Source organism: Archangium sp. (assembly GCF_045802675.1).
In the GTDB taxonomy this organism is placed as follows: domain Bacteria; phylum Myxococcota; class Myxococcia; order Myxococcales; family Myxococcaceae; genus Archangium.
In genome coordinates, this window is record NZ_JBJMQO010000091.1 from 45,596 (window position 1) to 63,783 (window position 18,188).

Annotated in this window: 11 protein-coding genes and 1 pseudogene; 5 read left to right on the forward strand and 7 right to left on the reverse strand. The window is 68.9% G+C overall.

What is annotated here, in order from left to right:
- Positions 1-11: 11 nt before the first annotated feature.
- From ACJ8AN_RS25955 to ACJ8AN_RS25965, 3 genes are all read left to right on the forward strand, one after another.
- The gene (locus ACJ8AN_RS25955) at positions 12-2,408 is read left to right on the forward strand and encodes an acylase (RefSeq protein ID WP_407758155.1); all 2,397 of its coding nucleotides are present in this window, start codon (positions 12-14) and stop codon (positions 2,406-2,408) included.
- Positions 2,409-2,588: 180 nt separating this feature from the next.
- Positions 2,589-5,345 (forward strand): ATP-binding protein, encoded by a 2,757-nt coding sequence (locus tag ACJ8AN_RS25960; RefSeq protein ID WP_407758156.1) that lies wholly within the window; start codon positions 2,589-2,591, stop codon positions 5,343-5,345.
- 114 nt (positions 5,346-5,459) lie between these two features.
- Positions 5,460-6,110, forward strand: a complete 651-nt coding sequence (locus tag ACJ8AN_RS25965) for a LysE family transporter (RefSeq protein ID WP_407758157.1) — start codon at positions 5,460-5,462, stop codon at positions 6,108-6,110.
- Positions 6,111-6,150: 40 nt separating this feature from the next.
- On the opposite strand, the gene ACJ8AN_RS25970 is transcribed toward ACJ8AN_RS25965, so the two are convergent.
- From ACJ8AN_RS25970 to ACJ8AN_RS25980, 3 genes are all read right to left on the reverse strand, one after another.
- Positions 6,151-7,322 (reverse strand): IS3 family transposase gene (locus tag ACJ8AN_RS25970; RefSeq protein WP_407758158.1). Its coding sequence is split into 2 segments (ribosomal slippage): positions 6,151-7,067 and positions 7,067-7,322, totalling 1,173 coding nucleotides; the frame shifts between segments, so codons are not numbered across the junction.
- Between the two features lie 118 nt (positions 7,323-7,440).
- Entirely contained in the window at positions 7,441-8,073 is a 633-nt protein-coding gene (locus tag ACJ8AN_RS25975; RefSeq protein ID WP_407758159.1) for an ankyrin repeat domain-containing protein, read from the reverse strand.
- A 3-nt stretch (positions 8,074-8,076) separates the two neighbouring features.
- A complete protein-coding gene (locus ACJ8AN_RS25980) occupies positions 8,077-9,111 on the reverse strand; it encodes a hypothetical protein (RefSeq protein WP_407758160.1) in 1,035 nt (344 codons plus the stop codon).
- A gap of 65 nt (positions 9,112-9,176) precedes the next feature.
- Between ACJ8AN_RS25980 and ACJ8AN_RS25985 the strand changes: the two are divergent.
- Positions 9,177-9,701: pseudogene (locus tag ACJ8AN_RS25985) on the forward strand (transposase); the annotation flags it as partial.
- A 540-nt stretch (positions 9,702-10,241) separates the two neighbouring features.
- On the opposite strand, the gene ACJ8AN_RS25990 reads toward ACJ8AN_RS25985, so the two are convergent.
- From ACJ8AN_RS25990 to ACJ8AN_RS26000, 3 genes are all read right to left on the reverse strand, one after another.
- A complete protein-coding gene (locus ACJ8AN_RS25990; RefSeq protein WP_407758161.1) occupies positions 10,242-10,688 on the reverse strand; it encodes a hypothetical protein in 447 nt (148 codons plus the stop codon).
- 286 nt (positions 10,689-10,974) lie between these two features.
- Positions 10,975-11,574 (reverse strand): DUF938 domain-containing protein, encoded by a 600-nt coding sequence (locus tag ACJ8AN_RS25995; protein ID WP_407758162.1) that lies wholly within the window; start codon positions 11,572-11,574, stop codon positions 10,975-10,977.
- A gap of 27 nt (positions 11,575-11,601) precedes the next feature.
- On the reverse strand, positions 11,602-13,794 hold the full coding sequence (locus ACJ8AN_RS26000; protein ID WP_407758248.1) for an ATP-binding protein: 2,193 nt from the start codon (positions 13,792-13,794) through the stop codon (positions 11,602-11,604).
- Positions 13,795-14,363: 569 nt separating this feature from the next.
- Here ACJ8AN_RS26000 and ACJ8AN_RS26005 point away from each other — a divergent pair.
- Positions 14,364-15,488, forward strand: a complete 1,125-nt coding sequence (locus tag ACJ8AN_RS26005) for a site-specific integrase (protein WP_407758163.1) — start codon at positions 14,364-14,366, stop codon at positions 15,486-15,488.
- Here the strand turns inward: ACJ8AN_RS26005 and ACJ8AN_RS26010 are convergent.
- Positions 15,466-15,999, reverse strand: coding sequence for a hypothetical protein (locus tag ACJ8AN_RS26010; RefSeq protein ID WP_407758164.1), 534 nt, complete (start codon positions 15,997-15,999; stop codon positions 15,466-15,468). The genes ACJ8AN_RS26005 and ACJ8AN_RS26010 overlap by 23 nt on opposite strands.
- Positions 16,000-18,188 lie beyond the last annotated feature (2,189 nt).

The window sequence follows — 18,188 nt, forward strand, 5'->3', positions numbered from 1 at the left end:
CCGGCTCGTTCATGCGTCCGCCTCTCTGTCCCACCCTCTTCCTGACCCTGGCGCTGGTGGCTCTCACTGGCTGCCAGGAATCACCATCCTCCGCGCCACGCTACCGGGCCGCCATCCGCCGCACCGCGTACGGCATTCCCCATATCTCCGCCCCCGACCTGGGCAGCGCCGGCTTCGGACAGGGCCATGCCTTTGCCCAGGACCATGCCTGCACCCTGGCGGATCAGATCATCAAGGTCCGCGGCGAGCGCGCCCGCTTCTTCGGAGCGGGTGCCGGGGACGCCAACGTCTCCAGCGACTTCGCCTACCACTCCCTGGACCTGCTCGAGCGCGGCCGGGCCGGCCTCGAGGCGCAACCCGCGGACTCGCGCCAGTTCCTCCAGGGCTTCACCGACGGCTACAACCACTTCCTGGAGAGCCCCGGGGCCACGCGCCTGCCCTGCGCCGGAAAGCCCTGGCTGCGCCCCATCGCCGCGGAAGAGCTGCTGGCCTACATCATCAACATCACGCTGACGGCCAGTGGCTACCAACTCACCAACGCCATCGCCGCGGCGCAGCCGCCCGCGCAGGGCGTGCAATCCGTGCCGCCCCCGCTGCCGCCGCGTGAGGCCAGCCTCGCCAGCAACGGCTGGGCCCTGGGCGCCGAGCGCTCGGCCAACGGACACGGCATGGTGCTCGCCAACCCGCACTTCCCCTGGGAGGGCGAGCTGCGGCTGTGGGAGAGCCATCTCACCGTGCCCGGCAAGCTCGACGTCTACGGCGTCTCCCTGCTCGGCGTGCCCGGTGTCCTCATCGGCTTCAACAAGGACGTGGCCTGGACGCATACCTTCTCGTCCGGCTCGCGCTTCACCGCCTATCTGCTGAAGCTCGTCCCCGGCAATCCCACCCGCTATCTCTACGAGGGCCAGGAGCGGCAGATGACGGCCCGGACCTTCACCGTCCAGGTCATGCAGCCCGATGGCTCGCTCAAGGACGTCTCCCGCACGCTCTACAGCACCCACCATGGCCCCCTGCTGGCCCTGCCCGGCCTGGGGTGGACCAACTCCATCGCCGTCAGCTATCGGGACGCCAACCTCGACAACACCGCCTTCCTCACCCAATTCCTGGGCATGGGACGGGCCACCAGCCTCCAGCAGTTCCAGGAAGTCTTCGCCAACGTGCAAGGCATTCCGTGGGTGAACACCATGGCCACGGATCGCGACGGGAATGTCTGGTACGCCGATGCCTCGTCCACGCCCAACCTCAGTGCCGAGGCACTCTCGAAGTGGCAGCAGGCGGCCTCCACGCCCGGCACGCCGCAGGCCGCGCTGCGGGCCCTGGGCTTCGTGCTGCTCGACGGGAGCAGCGCCGTCGACGAGTGGGGGGAGGAGCCCGGAGCGCGCAGCCCGGGGCTCGTTCCCTTCGCGAAGATGCCGCAGCGCTCGCGCCGCGACTTCGTCTTCAATTCCAATGACAGCTATTGGCTGGCCAACCCCGCCGAGCCCCTGGAAGGTTTCTCGCCCCTGCACGGCTTCGAGCGCGTGCCCCAGACGCCCCGCACCCGCATGAACCTCGTCGCGCTCACCGAGGTGCGCGAGGGCGGCGCCTCCGGCCCCGACGGCCGCTTCACCCTCGAGGAGCTGCAGGACACCGTGTTCAGCAACCGGAGCGTCATGGCCGAGCTGCTGCGCGCGCAGGTGGTGCAGCGCTGCCAGGCCAACCCCACGGGCAGCGCCCGGAGCCGCGCCGTGGACCTCACCCAGGCCTGTGCCGTGCTGGCGGCGTGGGATGGCCGCTATGACGCGGGCAGCGTGGGCGCTCCCCTCTGGCGCGAGCTGATGGGCGTCTATGGCGCCCCGGCCCTTCAGAACGCGGGCACCCTCTTCGCCACGGCCTTCTCGCCCTCGCAGCCCAAGGAGACGCCGAACACGCTCGTGCCGGCTCCCGCGTCGGGGGCGGACCCGCTCCTGAACAATCTGGCCGAGGCCGTGCTGCGCCTGGGAGATGCCAACATCGCGGTGGATGCGCCGCTGGGCCAGACGCAGTTCTCTCCGCGAGGTGGCACGCGCACGCCCCTCCACGGGGGCCTCGCCGTGGATGGCACGATGAACGTCGTCAGCTACCGCATCCTGAAGTCCACGCTGGACGAGTCGACGCCGCGCGGCCCCATCCTCGATTCCCAGACGGGCCTCACTCCCGACGGCTACGTCGTCAACTACGGGACGAGCTTCCTCATGGCCATGCGCTACACCGACAGCGGCGTGGAGGCCCGGGCCCTGCTCACCTACGGCGAGTCCGAGGACCCCACCTCGTCCCACTTCAACGACCAGCTCCAGCTCTTCTCCCAGAAGCAGTGGCGGCCCATCCTCTTCTCGCCACAGGAGCTCGCTGGCACCCCGACCGAGACAACCACCGTCTCCGGGGATTGAGCCATTCCGGGCCGGCTGTGTCTCTTACACCGGCCCGGTACACCGCCCCGCGGGCAGAGGTGCCCCTTGCTCTCCGGGGCGACACACCCCATCTTCTTGGGAATCGACAGAGGGCGCGTGGAGACACACCTCGAGGGGACTTCACGAGCCCCTCGCATGAGCCGGCGCACTTGAGCGCACATGCCTCGCCTGCACCTCCACGCCAAGCTGCTGCTTGCCTTCATCGTCGTCCTGCTGCCGGTGCTGGGCATGCTCTGCGTGGACTTCCTGTCGGAGCTGCGCAGGACACGCGAGAACATCCTCGACACCCAATTCCTCACGGCCCAGGCCGTCGCCATGCAGGTATCCGAGACGTTCGATACCGCCCTCGGCTTCGCCTGGGCCGTGTCCAGGGATCCGCTGTTACAGACCCTGGATCCCCAGGTATTGGATTCCCACCTCAAGTCGTTGGTCGAGCGCAGCCCCCTGTACGACTCGGTGGCCGTCTTCGACACCACCGGCCTCAACCGTGGCTGGAGCAACCCCACCACCCCGGACGAGCCCCGCGTCTTCATTGGCGACCGGCCCTACTTCCAGCAGGTGCTGGCCACCGACGCCCCCGTCATCTCCGATGTCCTCGAGCTGCGCCGGCCCATCCGCACCGGACTGCTCGTCAGCATGCCCGTGCACGGCCGCGATGGCCGGCTCATCGGGGTCTTCAACGTGGTCATGCGGACGGACCTGCTGGAGCAACGTTACGTCGGCTCGCGGCTACAGCCGGGACAGGCCCTGCTGATGGCCGACCGCAACGGACGGCTGGCCTTCCACACCGGCAATCCCGAGCTCTCGTTCGAGCAGAGCAACGCCTTCGCGCACTTCGAGCCCCTCCGGGCGGCGCTGACCGGGACGCCCTCGCGGCTCGCCCATTTCACCCACCCGCTCCTGGGCGACGAGCGCCTGGGCGCCTTCGTCCCCGTCCCCCACTACTCCTGGGCGGTGGGCGTGACGGTGCCGCGGCAGATCGCCATGGCGCCGCTCTACGAGCGGATGCGCGCCCGGTTCGCGGCCGTCGCGGGCATCCTGCTGCTCAACACCCTGCTGGCCATCCTGCTGGCCCGCTATTACGCCCGCCCGGTGCGCCAGCTCCAGTCCGCCGCCCAGGCGCTGGGGCGCGGAGAGATGGAGCGGCGCGTCCACATCGCCACCGGGGATGAGTTGGAGGAGCTCGGCGACGCCTTCAACGAGATGGCGGCGCAGATCTCCCAGCGCCAGGCCGAGGTGGATGCCCTGCGCGCCCAGGCCGAGCACCAGGCGCAACACCTCGCGGCCATCATCGCCAGCGTGCCGGATGCCATCCTCCTGGCCAGCCCGGATGGCCGGCTCGCCGATGCCAACCCCGCGGGGCTGCGGCTGCTCGGCTTCAAGGACCGCTCGGAGCTGGGCGGGCCGGTGTTCGAGCACCTCCACCGCTACGATCTGCGGCACGCGGATGGACGCCCGATGGCGCCCGAGGAGCAGCCCATGCGCCGCGCCCTGGCCGGAGAGACCTTCACCGACGTGGAGCTGCGGCTGCGCGGCCGCAATGGCCAGGAGCGCCTCTTCAGCGTCCACGGCACTCCGGTGCGGAATGCGTCCGGGCGGATCATCCTCGGAGAGGTGGTGGTCCGCGACATCACCCGGCGGCGGCGGGAGGAGGAGGAGCTGGCGCGGCTGCTCCAACGGGAGCTGGCGCTGGCGCGCATCGGCCAGGCGCTCGTCACCGAGATGGAGCTGGAGCACATCGCCCGCGTGGTCATCGAGCAGGGCCTGAAGACCGTGGGCGCCGACAGCATCGCGCTCTGGCTGGCGGAGCCGGAGTACGAGAAGCTCACCCTGCTCGCCTCCCACGGGCTGACGGAGGAGGAGGAGGAGGGCCTGCGCCACCTCGCGTTCGACACGCCCGTGCTCTCCGCGCGCGCCGCCCGGGAGGAGCGCATCCAGGTCATCGAGGACGTGCGGAAGGCCAAGGTGGCCCCGGGCACCGAGCCGCTCCTGTGGGAAGGAGAGTTCCGCGGCCAGGTGGCGGTGCCCCTGCACTCACGCGAGCGCCTGGTGGGGGTGATGGCCTACTTCACGCGCGCGCCCCGTCCCGTCTCCTCGCGAGAGCTGGAGTTCCACGCCATGGTGGGCCGGCTGTTCGCGGTGGCCATCGAGAAGGCCCGCCTCTTCCAGCAGGTGCGCACGGCGCTGCGGCTGCGCGAGGAGTTCATGTCCGCGGCGGCCCACGAGCTGAAGACGCCGGTGACCACCATCCAGACCTGGGCCGAGCTGCTGCTCACCCTGGAGAAGCCCACGCCGCGCCAGCACAAGGGGCTCAGCACCATCGCCCGCAACACGCGGAGGATCGCCCGGCTGGTGGAGCACCTGTTCGCGTCCGTGCGGATGGTCCCCGGCCCCGTGAAGCTGGAGCGCCAGCGCTTCGATCTCCACACCCTGGTGAGCGAGCAGGTGGAGAAGCTCGCGCGCACCACGGAGAACCCGCTGCGCTTCGAGGGGTCCGGCCCACTCTTCATCTACGCCGAGCGCCCGCTCGTGGGCGAGGTGGTGGCCCACCTGGTGGAGAACGCCCTGCGCTACTCACCCCCGGGCGCGCCCGTGGAGCTGCGGGTGTGGCTCAGGGATGGCGAGGCCGTGGTCTCGGTGCATGACCTGGGGCCGGGGATTCCGCCAGAGCGCCAGCTCCACGTCTTCGAGCCCTTCTACGAGCCGTTGCCTCCGGGCGCGCCGGGTTACACGGGGGTGGTGGAGCTGGGGCTGCACCTGAGCCGGCAGATCGTCGAGGCGCACGGCGGCCACATCTGGCTGGAGAGTCACCCGCCCCAGGGCTCGACGTTCTCCTTCAGCCTCCCGCTGGAGCACGCCCGGGCCGAGGACGACGCCCCGCTATACGGGCGGAACGGGCCACCCTCTACGCAGTGAGGGTATTCGCGGGCGAGACACGCCCGAGCAGCTCAGCGCGACGTGGTGGATGGCGGGAAGCAGCGGCGAGGTCATTCGGGTTCCCGAGGCTCCGCATGATACTGAAGCGGCGGGATGGACATACTCCTCACCGCTCTCGTGGCGTTCGTGTTCGGGTTCATCGGCTCCATGCCGCTGGCGGGCCCGATCGCGTTGCTGGTGTTCTCCACGAGTGTGCGCAAGCACCACGGTGAGGCCCTTCGCATCGGCCTGGGGGCCGCGCTCGCGGTGGCGCTCTACGCGGCGGTGGCCTTCTGGGGGTTCTCGACCTTCCTGGCGAAGCACCCCGTCATCCTCCCCGTGTCGCACGCCTTGAGCGCGCTGGTGTTGACGGTGCTCGGGGTGCACTTCGCCCGGTGGAGGCCCAGGGAGTCGGAGCAGCCCGGCCGGGAGCGGCACGGCAGGGGCCTGCTGCTCGGCTTCACCCTCACCGCGCTCAATCCCACCCTGCTGGCGACCTGGACGACAGCGGTGGCGTTCCTCTACTCGCGGCAGCTCGTGGCCTTCTCCGGGCTGCTCGCGCTGCCGTTCAGTGCCGCCGCTGGCGCGGGCGTGGCCTGCTGGCAGATGGTGTTCGTGGGACTGCTCCGGCGCTACGAGAGCCGCTTCCCACGTCACGTGTTGACCTGGGTGGTGCGGAGCATGGGGTTGGTGCTGCTCGCGGGAGGCGTCCTCGCCGGGATCGATTTCGTCCGGGAGGGGCTCGGAGGCGTGCGCGGCGGGTGAGAGCGTTACTGGGCTTGCCCCGGTTACGTGGACAGTAGGGTTATGCTGCCAACTTCTGCGGTAAGGCCGCAAGCTCAAAATCCACCGGACTGACGTAGCCCAGCGACGAGTGCCGCCGCTGGCGGTTGTAGAAGACCTCGATGTACTCGAAGAGCGCCGTGCAAGCCTGCTCGTGCGTGGCGAAGTCGGCGTCGTGGACGAGCTCCATCTTCAGGCTGCTGAAGAAGCTCTCGGCCACGGCGTTGTCCCAGCAGTTGCCCTTGCGCGACATGCTGCATTGGATGCCCCGAGCGGCCAGTGCCTTCTGGTAGTCCTCGCTGGCGTACTGACTGCCCCGGTCCGAGTGGTGCAACAGTCCCCGCGCTGGCTGTCGGCCCTTGAGGGCCATGTCGAGCGCGTTGAGCACCAGGTGCCGGTCGATGTGCTCGCTCATCGCCCAGCCGACAATCATGCGCGAGAAGAGGTCCATGACGACGGCCAGGTACAACCAGCCCTGCCTCGTCCAGACGTAGGTAATGTCCGTGGCCCAGGAGCTGTTGGGCTGACCGGGGGAGAAGTCGCGCTCGAGGAGGTTGGGAGCCACGGGCTGAGCGTGGCGTGAATCCGTCGTCTGCACGAAGCGGCGCTTCTTGCGAGCAGCCAGGCCCTGTTGGCCCATGAGGCGGGCCACGCGCTTGCGACTCACCCGGCGGCCCCGGGCGCACAGCTCGGCATGCACACGCGGGCTGCCGTACCTGCCGCGGCTCTCCTGGTGCACTGTCACCACCTCTTCGGCCAGGGCCCGGTCCGCCTTGTCCCGCTCGGACTCCGGGCGCTGCTTCCAGGCGTAGTAGCCCGAGCGAGACACGCCCAACTGCTGGCACATGAAGTCGATGGGGAAACAGGCCCTCTGCGCACCGCAGCACTCAAACCTCACCTCGAGGTCTCCTTCGCGAAGAAGGCCGCCGCTTTTTTTAGGAAGTCGCGCTCCATCTCCAGATGGCGTACCTCCTTGCGCAGCCGTACCAACTCCTCCCGCTCGACCGTGGTGAGCGCGTCTGCCGACTCCTTGCCCTTGCCTCCGTCAGCCTCGCGCACCCAGTTGCGCAGGGCCGACTCGGTCAAGTCCAAGTCCTTGGCCACCTGGGGCAGGCTCTTGCTGCCCTCGCGCACCAGCCGGACCGCCTCGGCCCTGAACTCCGGGGTGAAACTCCGCCTCTTGCTTCTCTCCATGAACACTACCTCCCGTGTAGCCGACTTATGAGGTGTGTTCACAAAATCGGGGCAGGCTCAGGCCGGGTTGTCCAGGTCGAGCGGCGTGCCCGTGAGCCCGAGGCGCACGACCTCCGTTCTACAACGGCATGCGGTCCTTCGCTCCTCCGAGCAACTCGAACGCGGCGTCCCACGTCTGGGAATCGGATTCAGCGCGTGGCGGCAGACGGTAGTGGGCGGGTCGACCGTCCTCGTCCGGGGCCTTCGGATCGGCGCCCGCGTCGAGAAGCAGCTTGATCATCGGAAGGTCCAGCCGGCGTGCCGCGTGCCCGAGCGCGGTGTATCCGGTCAGCCCTCCCCAGTCGTTGATCGTCCGAGTCGCCCCCGCGCCCAGGAGGAGCGAGGCCATGTCCAGATTGCCAACCTCCGCAGACGTCCGCAGCGGCGTGATGCCGTCGCGGCTGCACACGTTGGGATCGGCCCCCTCCTTCACGAGCGCTTCGACTGCCGCCAATTCGTCTTCACAGGCCGCTACCAACAAGGGGGTCCTGTCCCGCTCGGCATCCCACGCGTTGACGTCCGCGCCGTGCTCAAGGAGCGCCAGGAGCACGTCGAGTTCGCCCCCATCGGAGAGTTCGTAAATGGCCACTTGCAGCGGACGCAACCCCGGCGGCTCCGGCTGCGGCTCGTTCGGATCGGCCCCCGCAGCCAGCAGCGCCTTGACCCGGGACGTATCGTGCTGCTCGATCGCTGTGAAGAGTTCTTTCGACATGACTTACAATTCCGACATTGGATGACCCGGGGCGCAATTCTTCGCTTCAAGAGCCTTGATATCCGCAAGGCCATCTTCGAGTTGGGTCATCGCTGTGTTGTGGCCCGGATCGGGCTTGCCTCCAAAGCATTTTTTCTGAATCTCCCACCGCTTCTCCAAAACTTTCTTCACGGCGTCAAGACGCAGCCGGATCCTGGAGCACGGCACCTTGTCCAGCTTCTTTTTGTTCTTCGTGTTGGGCACCTTCGGATTGTAGCGAGGGATTTCGTTGGTGAGCTGATCCTTCTCCGCTTCAAGCTTGTCGAGCAGGCTGTTCTTGCAGGTCTGGTTCGGGTAACGCGGAATCCGGTCATACTCCTCCACACTGGTGTAGGGCTTGCCCGTCGCCGGATTGGTCTCAGTCCGCCAAGAGGTGGGAACCTTGACCGCCGCAACCGGATCCGAATCAAAGTCCGGCACGACCTCCTCTGCTTCCTGACGCTCAAACTCCTCCATGAGCCGCCGTGACTCCTCCGCTACGTCCAGCAGTCGCGCCTCGTACTCCCGCTGAGCGTCGACCCACTCCGGGCGACGGTCGATGTCCGACCCGGCGGTGCTGGAGGGGTAGAGCAGGACGAGGCCCACGAGCAACGGGCCCACCCGGGGGAGGAATTCAGCCAACGTCCTGGCGCGGCCCGCCTGCGCGACGCCCTCCGCCCCCCTCACCACCTTGGCGGCGTGCCCGCTCGCTTTCGCGGCGCGCGAGAAGCGCTCAAAGGCCCGTTCCGCTGCGGTGAGCTTGCGGTCCAACTGTTTCCACTGACGCGGCTCGATGTCTTGGCGTGCCCGAGATAGCAGTGCCCTGGCCTTGTCCAGGTCCGGCTTTCCAATCCACGACCGTTCCGGTGTCGGCTCCATCGGCGCGGAAACGAACCGGATGCGCGGGCCCGAGGTGGGAGCCGACGCGAAGGCATGGGGCCGTGGCATCGACTGCGGGGCGGGCGCGCTCGCGCAGGCTGAGGCCAACAGCAGAAGTACAAGGCAGGCTCGGAAACGCATGAGGTCCTCAATTCGAGATAGGACCTGGGTGGTCCTAGGCGCGCGATGGCGGCTTCCAGCAGTCCTACAACGCGCAGGTGGCAGTGGATGCGGACACGCAACTGATAGTGGCGCAGGAGGTGGGGCAGAGCGCCAGTGATGCACGTCAGCTCGAGCCGATGGTGGAGCAGGTGCAGGCCAACACGGGACTGCTGCCCGAGCAGATGAGCGCGGACGCGGGCTACCTGTGCCAGGAGGACATTGAGAAGGTGGAGGCCAAGGGCGTGGAGTGCTTTATCGCCACGGGTCGCTCCAAGCACGGAGAGGAGGCCACGAGGGCGCCGCGCGGGCGCCCGCCAAAGGGCCTGAGCTTCAAGGAGCGGATGAAGCGTAAGCTGCTGACGAAGCGAGGCCGAGCGGCCTATGCCAGACGCAAGGTGACGGCCGAGCCCGTGATTGGCCAGGTGAAGAACGGGACGCTGCCGCGCTTCTCGCTGCGGGGCCTGCCCAAGGTACGCGGAGAATTCTCCCTGGCGTGTGCAGTGCACAACCTCAAGAAGCTGTGGCGTCAGGGCTTGGAACTGCCTGCCCTGGTAGCGCAGCCCGCCTGACGGGCGGCGGGACTCCGCACCCCGCACGCCAACGCAGACAGGCACCCACTCGGTCTGCCCTCTTTGCTGGCGCGCCATATGGCGCCTGCTACGCGCCTCCGCACTCCTGGCCGATTCTCCGACAAGCTCCTAGACTCGTTCCGGTTGAGCCCTCGTAGCCGATAGAGCCGATGCCCCTTGCCGCAGCAGCCCCGGCACAGGACTCCGCCAGCGGGAGCGAGCTGCACGTTCAAGGACGGCCCCAGCAACGGTGAGCCACACTGCCCTGGAGGGCCTAACGGCGGGAGGTGGGCAGCCCCCGCCATGTTGCACGTATGTCGCAGGAGCGTGCGGAATGGACCGGAACGAGGCGGGACAGGAGGGGACGCGGCGGGATATCGACTCCCAAGCATTCCGGGCGGTTACGAGGTAAGGGCGCGATTCTGCTGGGAGTTTCGCACCGCCTGGCGCGGCTTCGATTCCCGCCGCTTCCACTAGAAGTTACCCGCCGCTCTGAGCCGAGCCTACTCCCAACGAGGAGGCGCGACCCTCGCGGCAGCCTCAGGCGGCGGGCTCGCCTCTCGCGGCTTCGGCTCCGCCCCCGCTCGGGGGAGCCGTCCGGCGGGCCGGGTGGCGGAACATGGCGACCGCGAAGCCCAGCGCGAGTGCGGCGTAGACCAGCGCCAGGGGCCAGAGCAGGCGGGCCTCGGGGACGCGCAGGAGGCCCTTGGCGAGAGCGAGGGCTCCGCTGGCGAAGTGCAGCAGGTTGCCCACGACCACGGGGCGGCCGTAGATGCCGCCGATGACCGTGTGGCGCGCCATCCAGTCGAGCATGGCGAAGCCGAGCGAGAGGGCCCCGAGCACCTGGAGCATGAGCTCGAGCGGCACGGATGGTGGCGAGCCGAGCCACCGCAGGGACTCTCGCGGAAGGAACGAGCCGGCCAGTCCGACGGCGGCGAGCACGGCCGCGCTGATGCTCATGAGGACACGGGAGTAGCTTGAGGGCATGGGCCTGGAGTGTAGCTCGAAGGCATCCCCAGCTCGGACACCTTGCCAGCCCTTCACCTGAGCGGAGGGCCTGGGCGAAGGCTCTTCAGGCGCCCAGCACCTTCAGTGCGCACGATCAGCTGGGTTCGGAGGAAGCGGGACGCCAAGCCGCGCCGTCCCAGAAACGGCACTCGATCGCTTCGTCTTCAGAATCGTGGCGAAGCAGGCCATACGAATCGTTTGACCTGGTTGGTGGGCGAGGAGCATGAGTTGTTCTGCAGGCTCATGGTGGGCGCGACCGTGAGCCTCACCCGCCGCGCTGGCGGAACACCACGGTGAAGTTGTTGCTGGGCATGTCGATGACCCGGTCGAGCTCCAGCCCATGGGTCCGCGCTTCCGCGGTGACGGCGCCCAGCTCGCGCACACCCCAGGCCGGGTTCCGCTCGCGCAGCGAGGCATCAAAGGCGAGGTTGCTCGGCGCGGTGGGCCGGCCCTCGATGAAGTACGCCCCATAGAGGATGAGCGGCCCTCCCGGGGGCAGCACCCGCGCGGCGCCGCGCATCAATCCCTGACACGCCTCCCAGGGGGAGATGTGGACCATGTTGATGCACACGACGGCGTCCGCGGACTCCACCGGCCAGGTGGAAGCACTGGCATCCAGCGCGAGCGGAGGACGCACATTGGGCAGGCCCTCTTCCTGACACCAGGCCTCGATGCTCGCCCGCGCGGTGGGGTCTGCGTCGGTGGGCTGCCACACGCACCCCGGAAAGGCGCGAGCGAAGAAGACGGCGTGCTGGCCGGTGCCGCTGGCCACCTCGAGCACGGTGCCCCGCGAGGGCAGCAGCTCACGGAGGACAGGGAGGAGGGGCTCGCGGTTGCGCTCGGCGGACGGGGCGTGCTGTTTCATGGTTTCGGGCTCCGGGGAGCCAACCCCTTACTCCTTCGCCACGGCCGGGTGGAAGGGCAACTCCAGGGTGAACGTGGCCCCCTGTCCAGGCCCGTCACTGTGGGCCGTCAGAGAGCCGTCCAGCTCCTGGGCCGCCAGTGCACTGGAGTGCAGGCCGAAGCCGTGCCCACCCTCGCGGGTGGTGAAGCCGTACTGGAAGATGCGCGTGCGCATCTCCGGGGCAATGCCCAGGCCCTGGTCTCGGATGCCGATGCGCACGCGGTCGGTGCCCACGCGCTCCAGCGTCACCCGCAGGAGCCGCTGCTCCACGGGCGTCTCATCCATGGCGTACTTGGCGTTGCTGATCAGGTTGACGAGGATCATCAGCACCTTGTGCCTGTCGGTGAGCACCGGCGGCAGCGCGGTGAGGTGCCGCTCCTCCTTCACCTGATGGCGCAGGAGCGCAGCCGAGTTGATGCGCAGGGCATCCTCCACCAGCGCCTCCAGGGACACCGGCTCGTTCAGCCGGGGCATGCGGGCATGGCGCTGCTGCACCTTGACGATGTCGCCGATGTGCTCGGTGTAGCGGCCCACGTCATCGAGCAGCGTGGAGAGCTCCTGGCGCTCCTCGACCAGGTTCTGCCCCAGCCGGCGCAGGAAGGGCATCACGTTGCGCCCGCGCTCGTCCTGGGTGAGGAAGGTCGAGAGGTCGGTCTGGCGCTCCTCGAGCAGGGTGACCACGCGGCCCACCTGCTCCAGCCTCAGCCGCTCGAGCCGCTCCTTGGCGAGCTGCGCCGAGGTGTAGACGCTGTTGAGCACGTTGCCCACGTTGTGCAGCACATTGGTGGCGATCTCCGCCATGCCCGCCTGCCGCGCCGTCCGCACGAGCTGCTCGTGGACTTCCTTCAGCTCCCGCGTGCGCTCCTCGACCCGCTGCTCCAAGCCCTCGTTCGCCATGCGCAGCTCCTCCTCGCGCTGCTGCACCTTGTCGGCCATCATCCGGAAGGCACCCGCCAGGACGCCCAGCTCGTCACCGCGCGAGGTGCCCAGCTTGATCTGGAAGTCGCCGGCCGCCACGGCGTGGGCCACCAGGGTGAGGGACTGCAACGGCTGGGAGATCTCCCGCTGGAGCACCCAGGCCATGATGAGCAGCTCCAGCACCAGCGACGCCACGCCGAACAGCAGGACATAGCGCGCCGCACCGAAGGCGGCCGCGGACACCACGCCCTTGGGCAGCACCGTGATGAAGTTCCACTCGGGCCCGCGCAGCCGGGCCACCGCTAGGTACTCGCCAAACTCCGGGAGCTCCAGGATGACCTCTCCGGGCTGACGGTTCTTCACCCGCTCGAAGAGGGCCCGCAGGTGGGCCCGCTGTGCCTCGGAAGCGAACCGCGGGGGGCGCCCCTCTCCCGTCGACGCGGCGGTGCCCTGGAGGTCGTAGCCGACGGTGGCGCCCTCCAGCTCCAGCTCGGGATGGGCGATGAGCTGGCCGTCATCGCGCACGAGCAGGTTGTACGCGTTGGGCAGATGGTCCTTGATGGAGCGGGTCATCAACTCATCGAGCAGGACGTCGTGACCGAACGACGCGACCTGACGGCCGTCCATGTCGAACGGGGTGGTGACCGTGACCATCCAGCTCTGGGTCGTGGGATCCAGGTAGATGCCGCTCCAGGCCGTCCGCCGCCGTGGGTTCTGCTCGGGCAGGCTCATCGTGTAGTAGTCGTACCCGAGGGACGAGAAGTCGGCCGGGATCTCCAGGCTCCAGTTGGGGTGCCCGGGCCAGAAGGAGATGGCCGGTCCTTCCGCCAGGGTGATGTAGGTGTCGAGGAAGCGTGCCGAGAAGGCCGGCCCGTATTGGGCGACCACGTCGTACGCGGCGAGGATGCGGCGGCGGAGCCCGATGTCGAGCGAAACGCCCTTGGGGACGAAGACGCTCGCCATGCGCGTCCCGTCGAACCCCTCGGCGCGGGAGCGGACCGAGCCGTCGGGCAGTTGCGTGAACAGGCTGTCGAAGCGGGGGTTGGGGTCCCGCTGGCTCCAGGCCTCGAGCCGCTCGCGCAGGGCCGTCTTCAGGAGGCCGTGGTTGTCCTCCGCCAGAAGGAAGATGGCCTGCTCGCGCTGGCTGCGTTCCGCGACATGCCGCTCCATCTGCTGGAGGGCATCCCCGCGCAGGGTGCGGAGCATGTGGAAGTAGCTGACGAGCGTGGTCAGGGCGATGACACCGGCGATGCGCACGCCCATCTTGAGAAGCGTTGCCCGGGCCAGAGAGGCGGAAGGTTGGGAAAGCGAAGACGGCATCTGGGGTGTCCTGGCTTGGCCAGCGATCGAGCAGCCCGCACGACACGCGGTGCTGGACCTGCGACCGGTTGCCCTCGAACGAAGCAAGGGGACAACGAAAACATCTCCCCTCATGCTTATTTTTCACGGCAATCCGAGTGAGCGTGCGGAGGCCTCGCTCCCGTGCGCGGCAGACGTCCGCGCCGGGCCTCGGCCGTCATCTCGCGGGGGAGACACCACCGAGGATGGAAGGGAAGCCGCAGAAGGTGTCAGACGATTCGTACAGCCCCCTCACCCGCCAGACGACCAGAGGGGCGGCGGGTTCGATTCCCGCCGCCTCCAATAGAGGTTGCCCGCCGCTCTGAGCCGCGCTCCTCTCCTGGCAGGGGGGCGCGGCTTGCTTTTGGGGACCAAATCGGGCTCCCTGGGGTCCAAATTCGGACCAAAACGGAGCGCACGACGTGGGCAACAACAGGGTATGGGCTGGGAAGTGGAAGGGGGGGCGGACGTTCAACGGGAAGGATGGCCGTCCGGTGTTCGTGCTGCGCAAGATGGTTCAAGGGCGGGCCTATACGGTCCACCTGGACGCCCGCAGCGAGACGGAAGCGGAAGCCGAGCTTGCCCTCTTCATGCGAGATGCAGAGGGCTACAGCACCAAGAAGGAAGCGCGGCAGCACCAGCAGGAATCCGCCGTCTATGTCAACGCTGAGACCGTGGGCCGCTTCCTCGACTCCATGAGGCAAGCGAAGACCACGGCGCGATACGTGGGCAACGTCGGCTTCTACTTGGCGACCTGGGCGGAAGCTCTCTCGGGGAGGGACCTGCGCACCGTCACCCTCCAGGAACTGCTGCGGGAGTTGGCCCAGCACAAGACGGCCAGGAAGAACCGGATAACGGCGCTCAAGTCGTTTGCCGCTTGGTTGAGGGAGCAAGGGGCCCTCTCCCTGGCCGAAGACCCCACCGTCTCACTCAAGGTGCCTGTGACCCGTCCCGAGAAGGCCGTGCGGGAGAAGGGTTACAGCATCGAGACCACCGAGCGGCTCTATCGGGCCATTAGTGGATGGGAGTTCACCAACTTCGGGCAGGAGGAAACGCGGCGCATGACCGACGTGCAGTGCGTGCGCGACGTGCTGTGCATCCACGCCAAAACCGGGATGCACGGCACGGAGATAGAACGGCTGGCGAAGGGGGAAGGCAAGGTTGCCGTGTTCAAGGACCAAGGCGAGATCGCCGCAACGGTGACGTTCATCCACAAGAGCGGGAACGTTCACCGTCAGAGCATCGACCGGCAAACCCTGGCGGCTGTGCAGCGGCTACAGGCGCGAGGGGCCGCGCCGGTTGATAGCCATATCCGCCGGGTTGTGGCTCGCGCCTGTGAAACCCTTGGAATCGAGCCGGTTCATTTCGGGGAGTACCGGCACAGCTTCGTTACCTGGGCTTCGGAGTGCGGCCAGGAGGTGAGGCCCAAGGCGGGAGGGCTCCCACTGGCCGCGATTGCCGCCGTGGTCGGCCATCACTCGGCAAATACAACCAAACGCTTTTACGACAACGTGAAGGTGCCCCCAATGATCAAGATTCCGCTCAAGCTGGAGCACCCCGACGATCCGGCAGTGCTGCCCGTGCGGCGAGCGCAAATCAGGCTCGTCGAATCAGCTTGAGGATTTCATCCTTTTCCCCCCGCCCGGCGTTGCGCTGGGCGGGGCGCCGCTTGAGCTTGGGCGCTGGCTCGCGTTTGAGCTTGGGCGCTGGCTCGCGAGCGATGCCGTCAATGAGAGCTTCGAGGCTGGGCAGGTAGATCATGGCCACCTTCCCGAGCTTCGGGGCACGACGGAGCGCGCCACTCCTCAAAAGCTCGAAGATGCGCGAGCGCCCGCAGCCGAGCATGGCCTGCGCAGCTTCAATCGAGACGGCCCGCGCCGCTTGAGCGGTGGCCGTGTTGCTGAGCCGGTGCGTAATCTCACGCACGGACTCGCGCAGGCCCCGCACTTCCTCGTAGAGCGCCCGCAGCAGGTCGGCCTCGCCACTCGAGTCAGGGCGGGCCGATGGCTGCGCCCTGGCCTCTGGAGCACCCTGCGCACCCGCCGAGGCACATCCGCAGCAATCAGAGGCGCCCGCCCGCCCACCCGCCGTGGAGGGAGCCCCCTCCGTACAAACGTCGATCTCCGCCATACCCGCCACCCGTCCAAACAACCAACCCCAACCAAACAACCCACCAGATACATCGACAGGAGCGAAGGTGACACAACCCTGTGGGATGTGTCCAGGCTGCTAGCAGAGGGCTGCCGATGACTGGCCTGCACATAGACAGGCAGCCAAGTAACGCGGGGGAGCAACAAGCGGAGCCACCACGCACCACCACCGGAGCCACCACGCGCCACCACCGGGGCCACCACGCGCCACCACCGGGGCCACCACGCGCCACCACCGGGGCCACCACGCGCCACCACCGGGGCCACCACAACGCCGCTGTTGTGAAGCGTCCAGGCAGGCCGCCCGAGGTTCGCGCCGCGCCCTAGTGGGCTCCACCGCGCCCGAGCTTCGGCTGCCGCGCCCCGGTGTCATCCACCGCGCCGCTGATGCGCTCCACCGGCCCGAGGCTCGGCTGCCGCGCCCTGGTGGCCAACACTGCGCCCGAGCTTCGGCTGCCGGGCCCTGGTTGGCCTCCACCGCGCCGCTGATACGCTCCACGGGTCCGAGGTTTGCGCCGCGCCCTGGTGCCGCTGCCGTTGCGCTGGGGCTGCTACCGTGTTGCTGGCGCTCCACCGCGCCCGAGGCTCGGCTGCTCCCTCTGCGGGGGGCTCCACCGCGCCCAAGGTTCGCGCCGTGGCTGCCGCTCCGCTGGCGCAGGAATGGCGCCGCGTCCTGGCCCGCACCCAAAATTGGGCCGGCGTACTTGGCGCCTTCCACCCGCGCCCAAGGTTCGCGCCGTGGCTGCCACTGTGCCCGAGGTGTGCGCCGTGTTGGGGCTCCTCCGCTGCGCCTGAGCTGGAGCCATACCGGGTCCTATCCATGGGCCCCACGAATCGGCCGCGGTGCCCCTGGCGCCCTCCCTCCACCGCGCCCGAGGCTCGGCTGCCGCGCCGCTGGTGCGCTCCACCGCGCCCTGGTGCCGCTGCCGCGCCCGAGCTTCGGCTGCTGTGCCCTCGTGGTCTCCACCGCGCCCTGGCGCCGCCGCCGCGCCGCTGGTGGAGCTGCCGCGTCCTGGTCGTTGGTCCCCCGCCACCCTTGCCCGAGCTTCGGCTGCCGCGCCTTGGTGCCGCTGCTGCCGCTTCGGGTGGCTCCACTGCGCCTGAGAGTCGTACCGTGTCTGATGTCGCACCCTGGCGTCGGCCACCGGGCCGAGGCTCGGCTGCTGCCCTGGTGCGCTCCACCGCGCCGCTGATGCGCTCCACCGGCCCGACGTTTGCGCCGCGCTCGGGTGCCCTTGCTGCGTCGCTGGCGCCCTCCACCGCGCCCTGGTGGCTTGTATGGTGCCCGAGCTTCGCGCCCTGGCGTGCTCCACCGGCCCGAGCTTCGACTGCCGCGCACCGCCCTGGTGGTGCGTTCCGCCGCGCCCGAGCTTCGCGTGAGTTCCACCGGGCCGAGGCTCGGCTGCTGCGTTGCTGGCGCCCTCCACCGGGTCCGAGGTTTGCGCCGTGTCTGCTGCTGCGCCGCTGGTGTCCGCCCCTCGCCCGCGCTTCGGCTGCCGCGCCCTGGTGGGGCTTTCACCGGTCCGAGACCCGCGCCAACCCTGACCGTCCCACGCGCCCGAGGTTCGCGCCGCTGATGCGCTCCACCGGCATGAGCTGCCGTGTTTGCTGCCGAGCCCGAGGTTCGGCTGCCACGCCGCTGATGCGCTCCACCGGACCGAGGTTCGGTTGCCGCGCTGCTGGCGCCCTCCGCTGCGTGCAGGGTTCGCGCTGCGCTGGGGGCGTTGCTGGCGCTCCGTTGCTGGCGCTCCACGCTGCCCGAGGTGCGCGCCGCGCCCTGGCGGCCCTCACCCACCGTGCCCGAGCTTCGGCTGCCGCTTTGCTGGCGTCCTCCACCATGCCCTGACGTCGTGCTCGAGGACTTCGGAGCCGCGCCGATTCCGGCGCACTCCAAAGGCCCGGAGTGCCGCGCAACCGGGGCGCCAGGTCTGAGCACTAGGGAGCTGGGCGCAGTGTCGGGCGGTGCGGTCCCCAGGCCAGTGGAGGGAGGCTCTGAAAACGGCAGCGGAGCCTCGGACCCGTGGAGCGGAGCGCATCAGCGGCGCGGTAGGGACCACCAGGGCGCGGCAGCCGAAGCTCGGGCGCGGTGGAGCACCAGGGCGCGGCAGCCGAAGCTCGGGCCCGGTGGCGGGTGACAGGAGCACAGCGGGCCTCTCGGGGGGCAGGGCG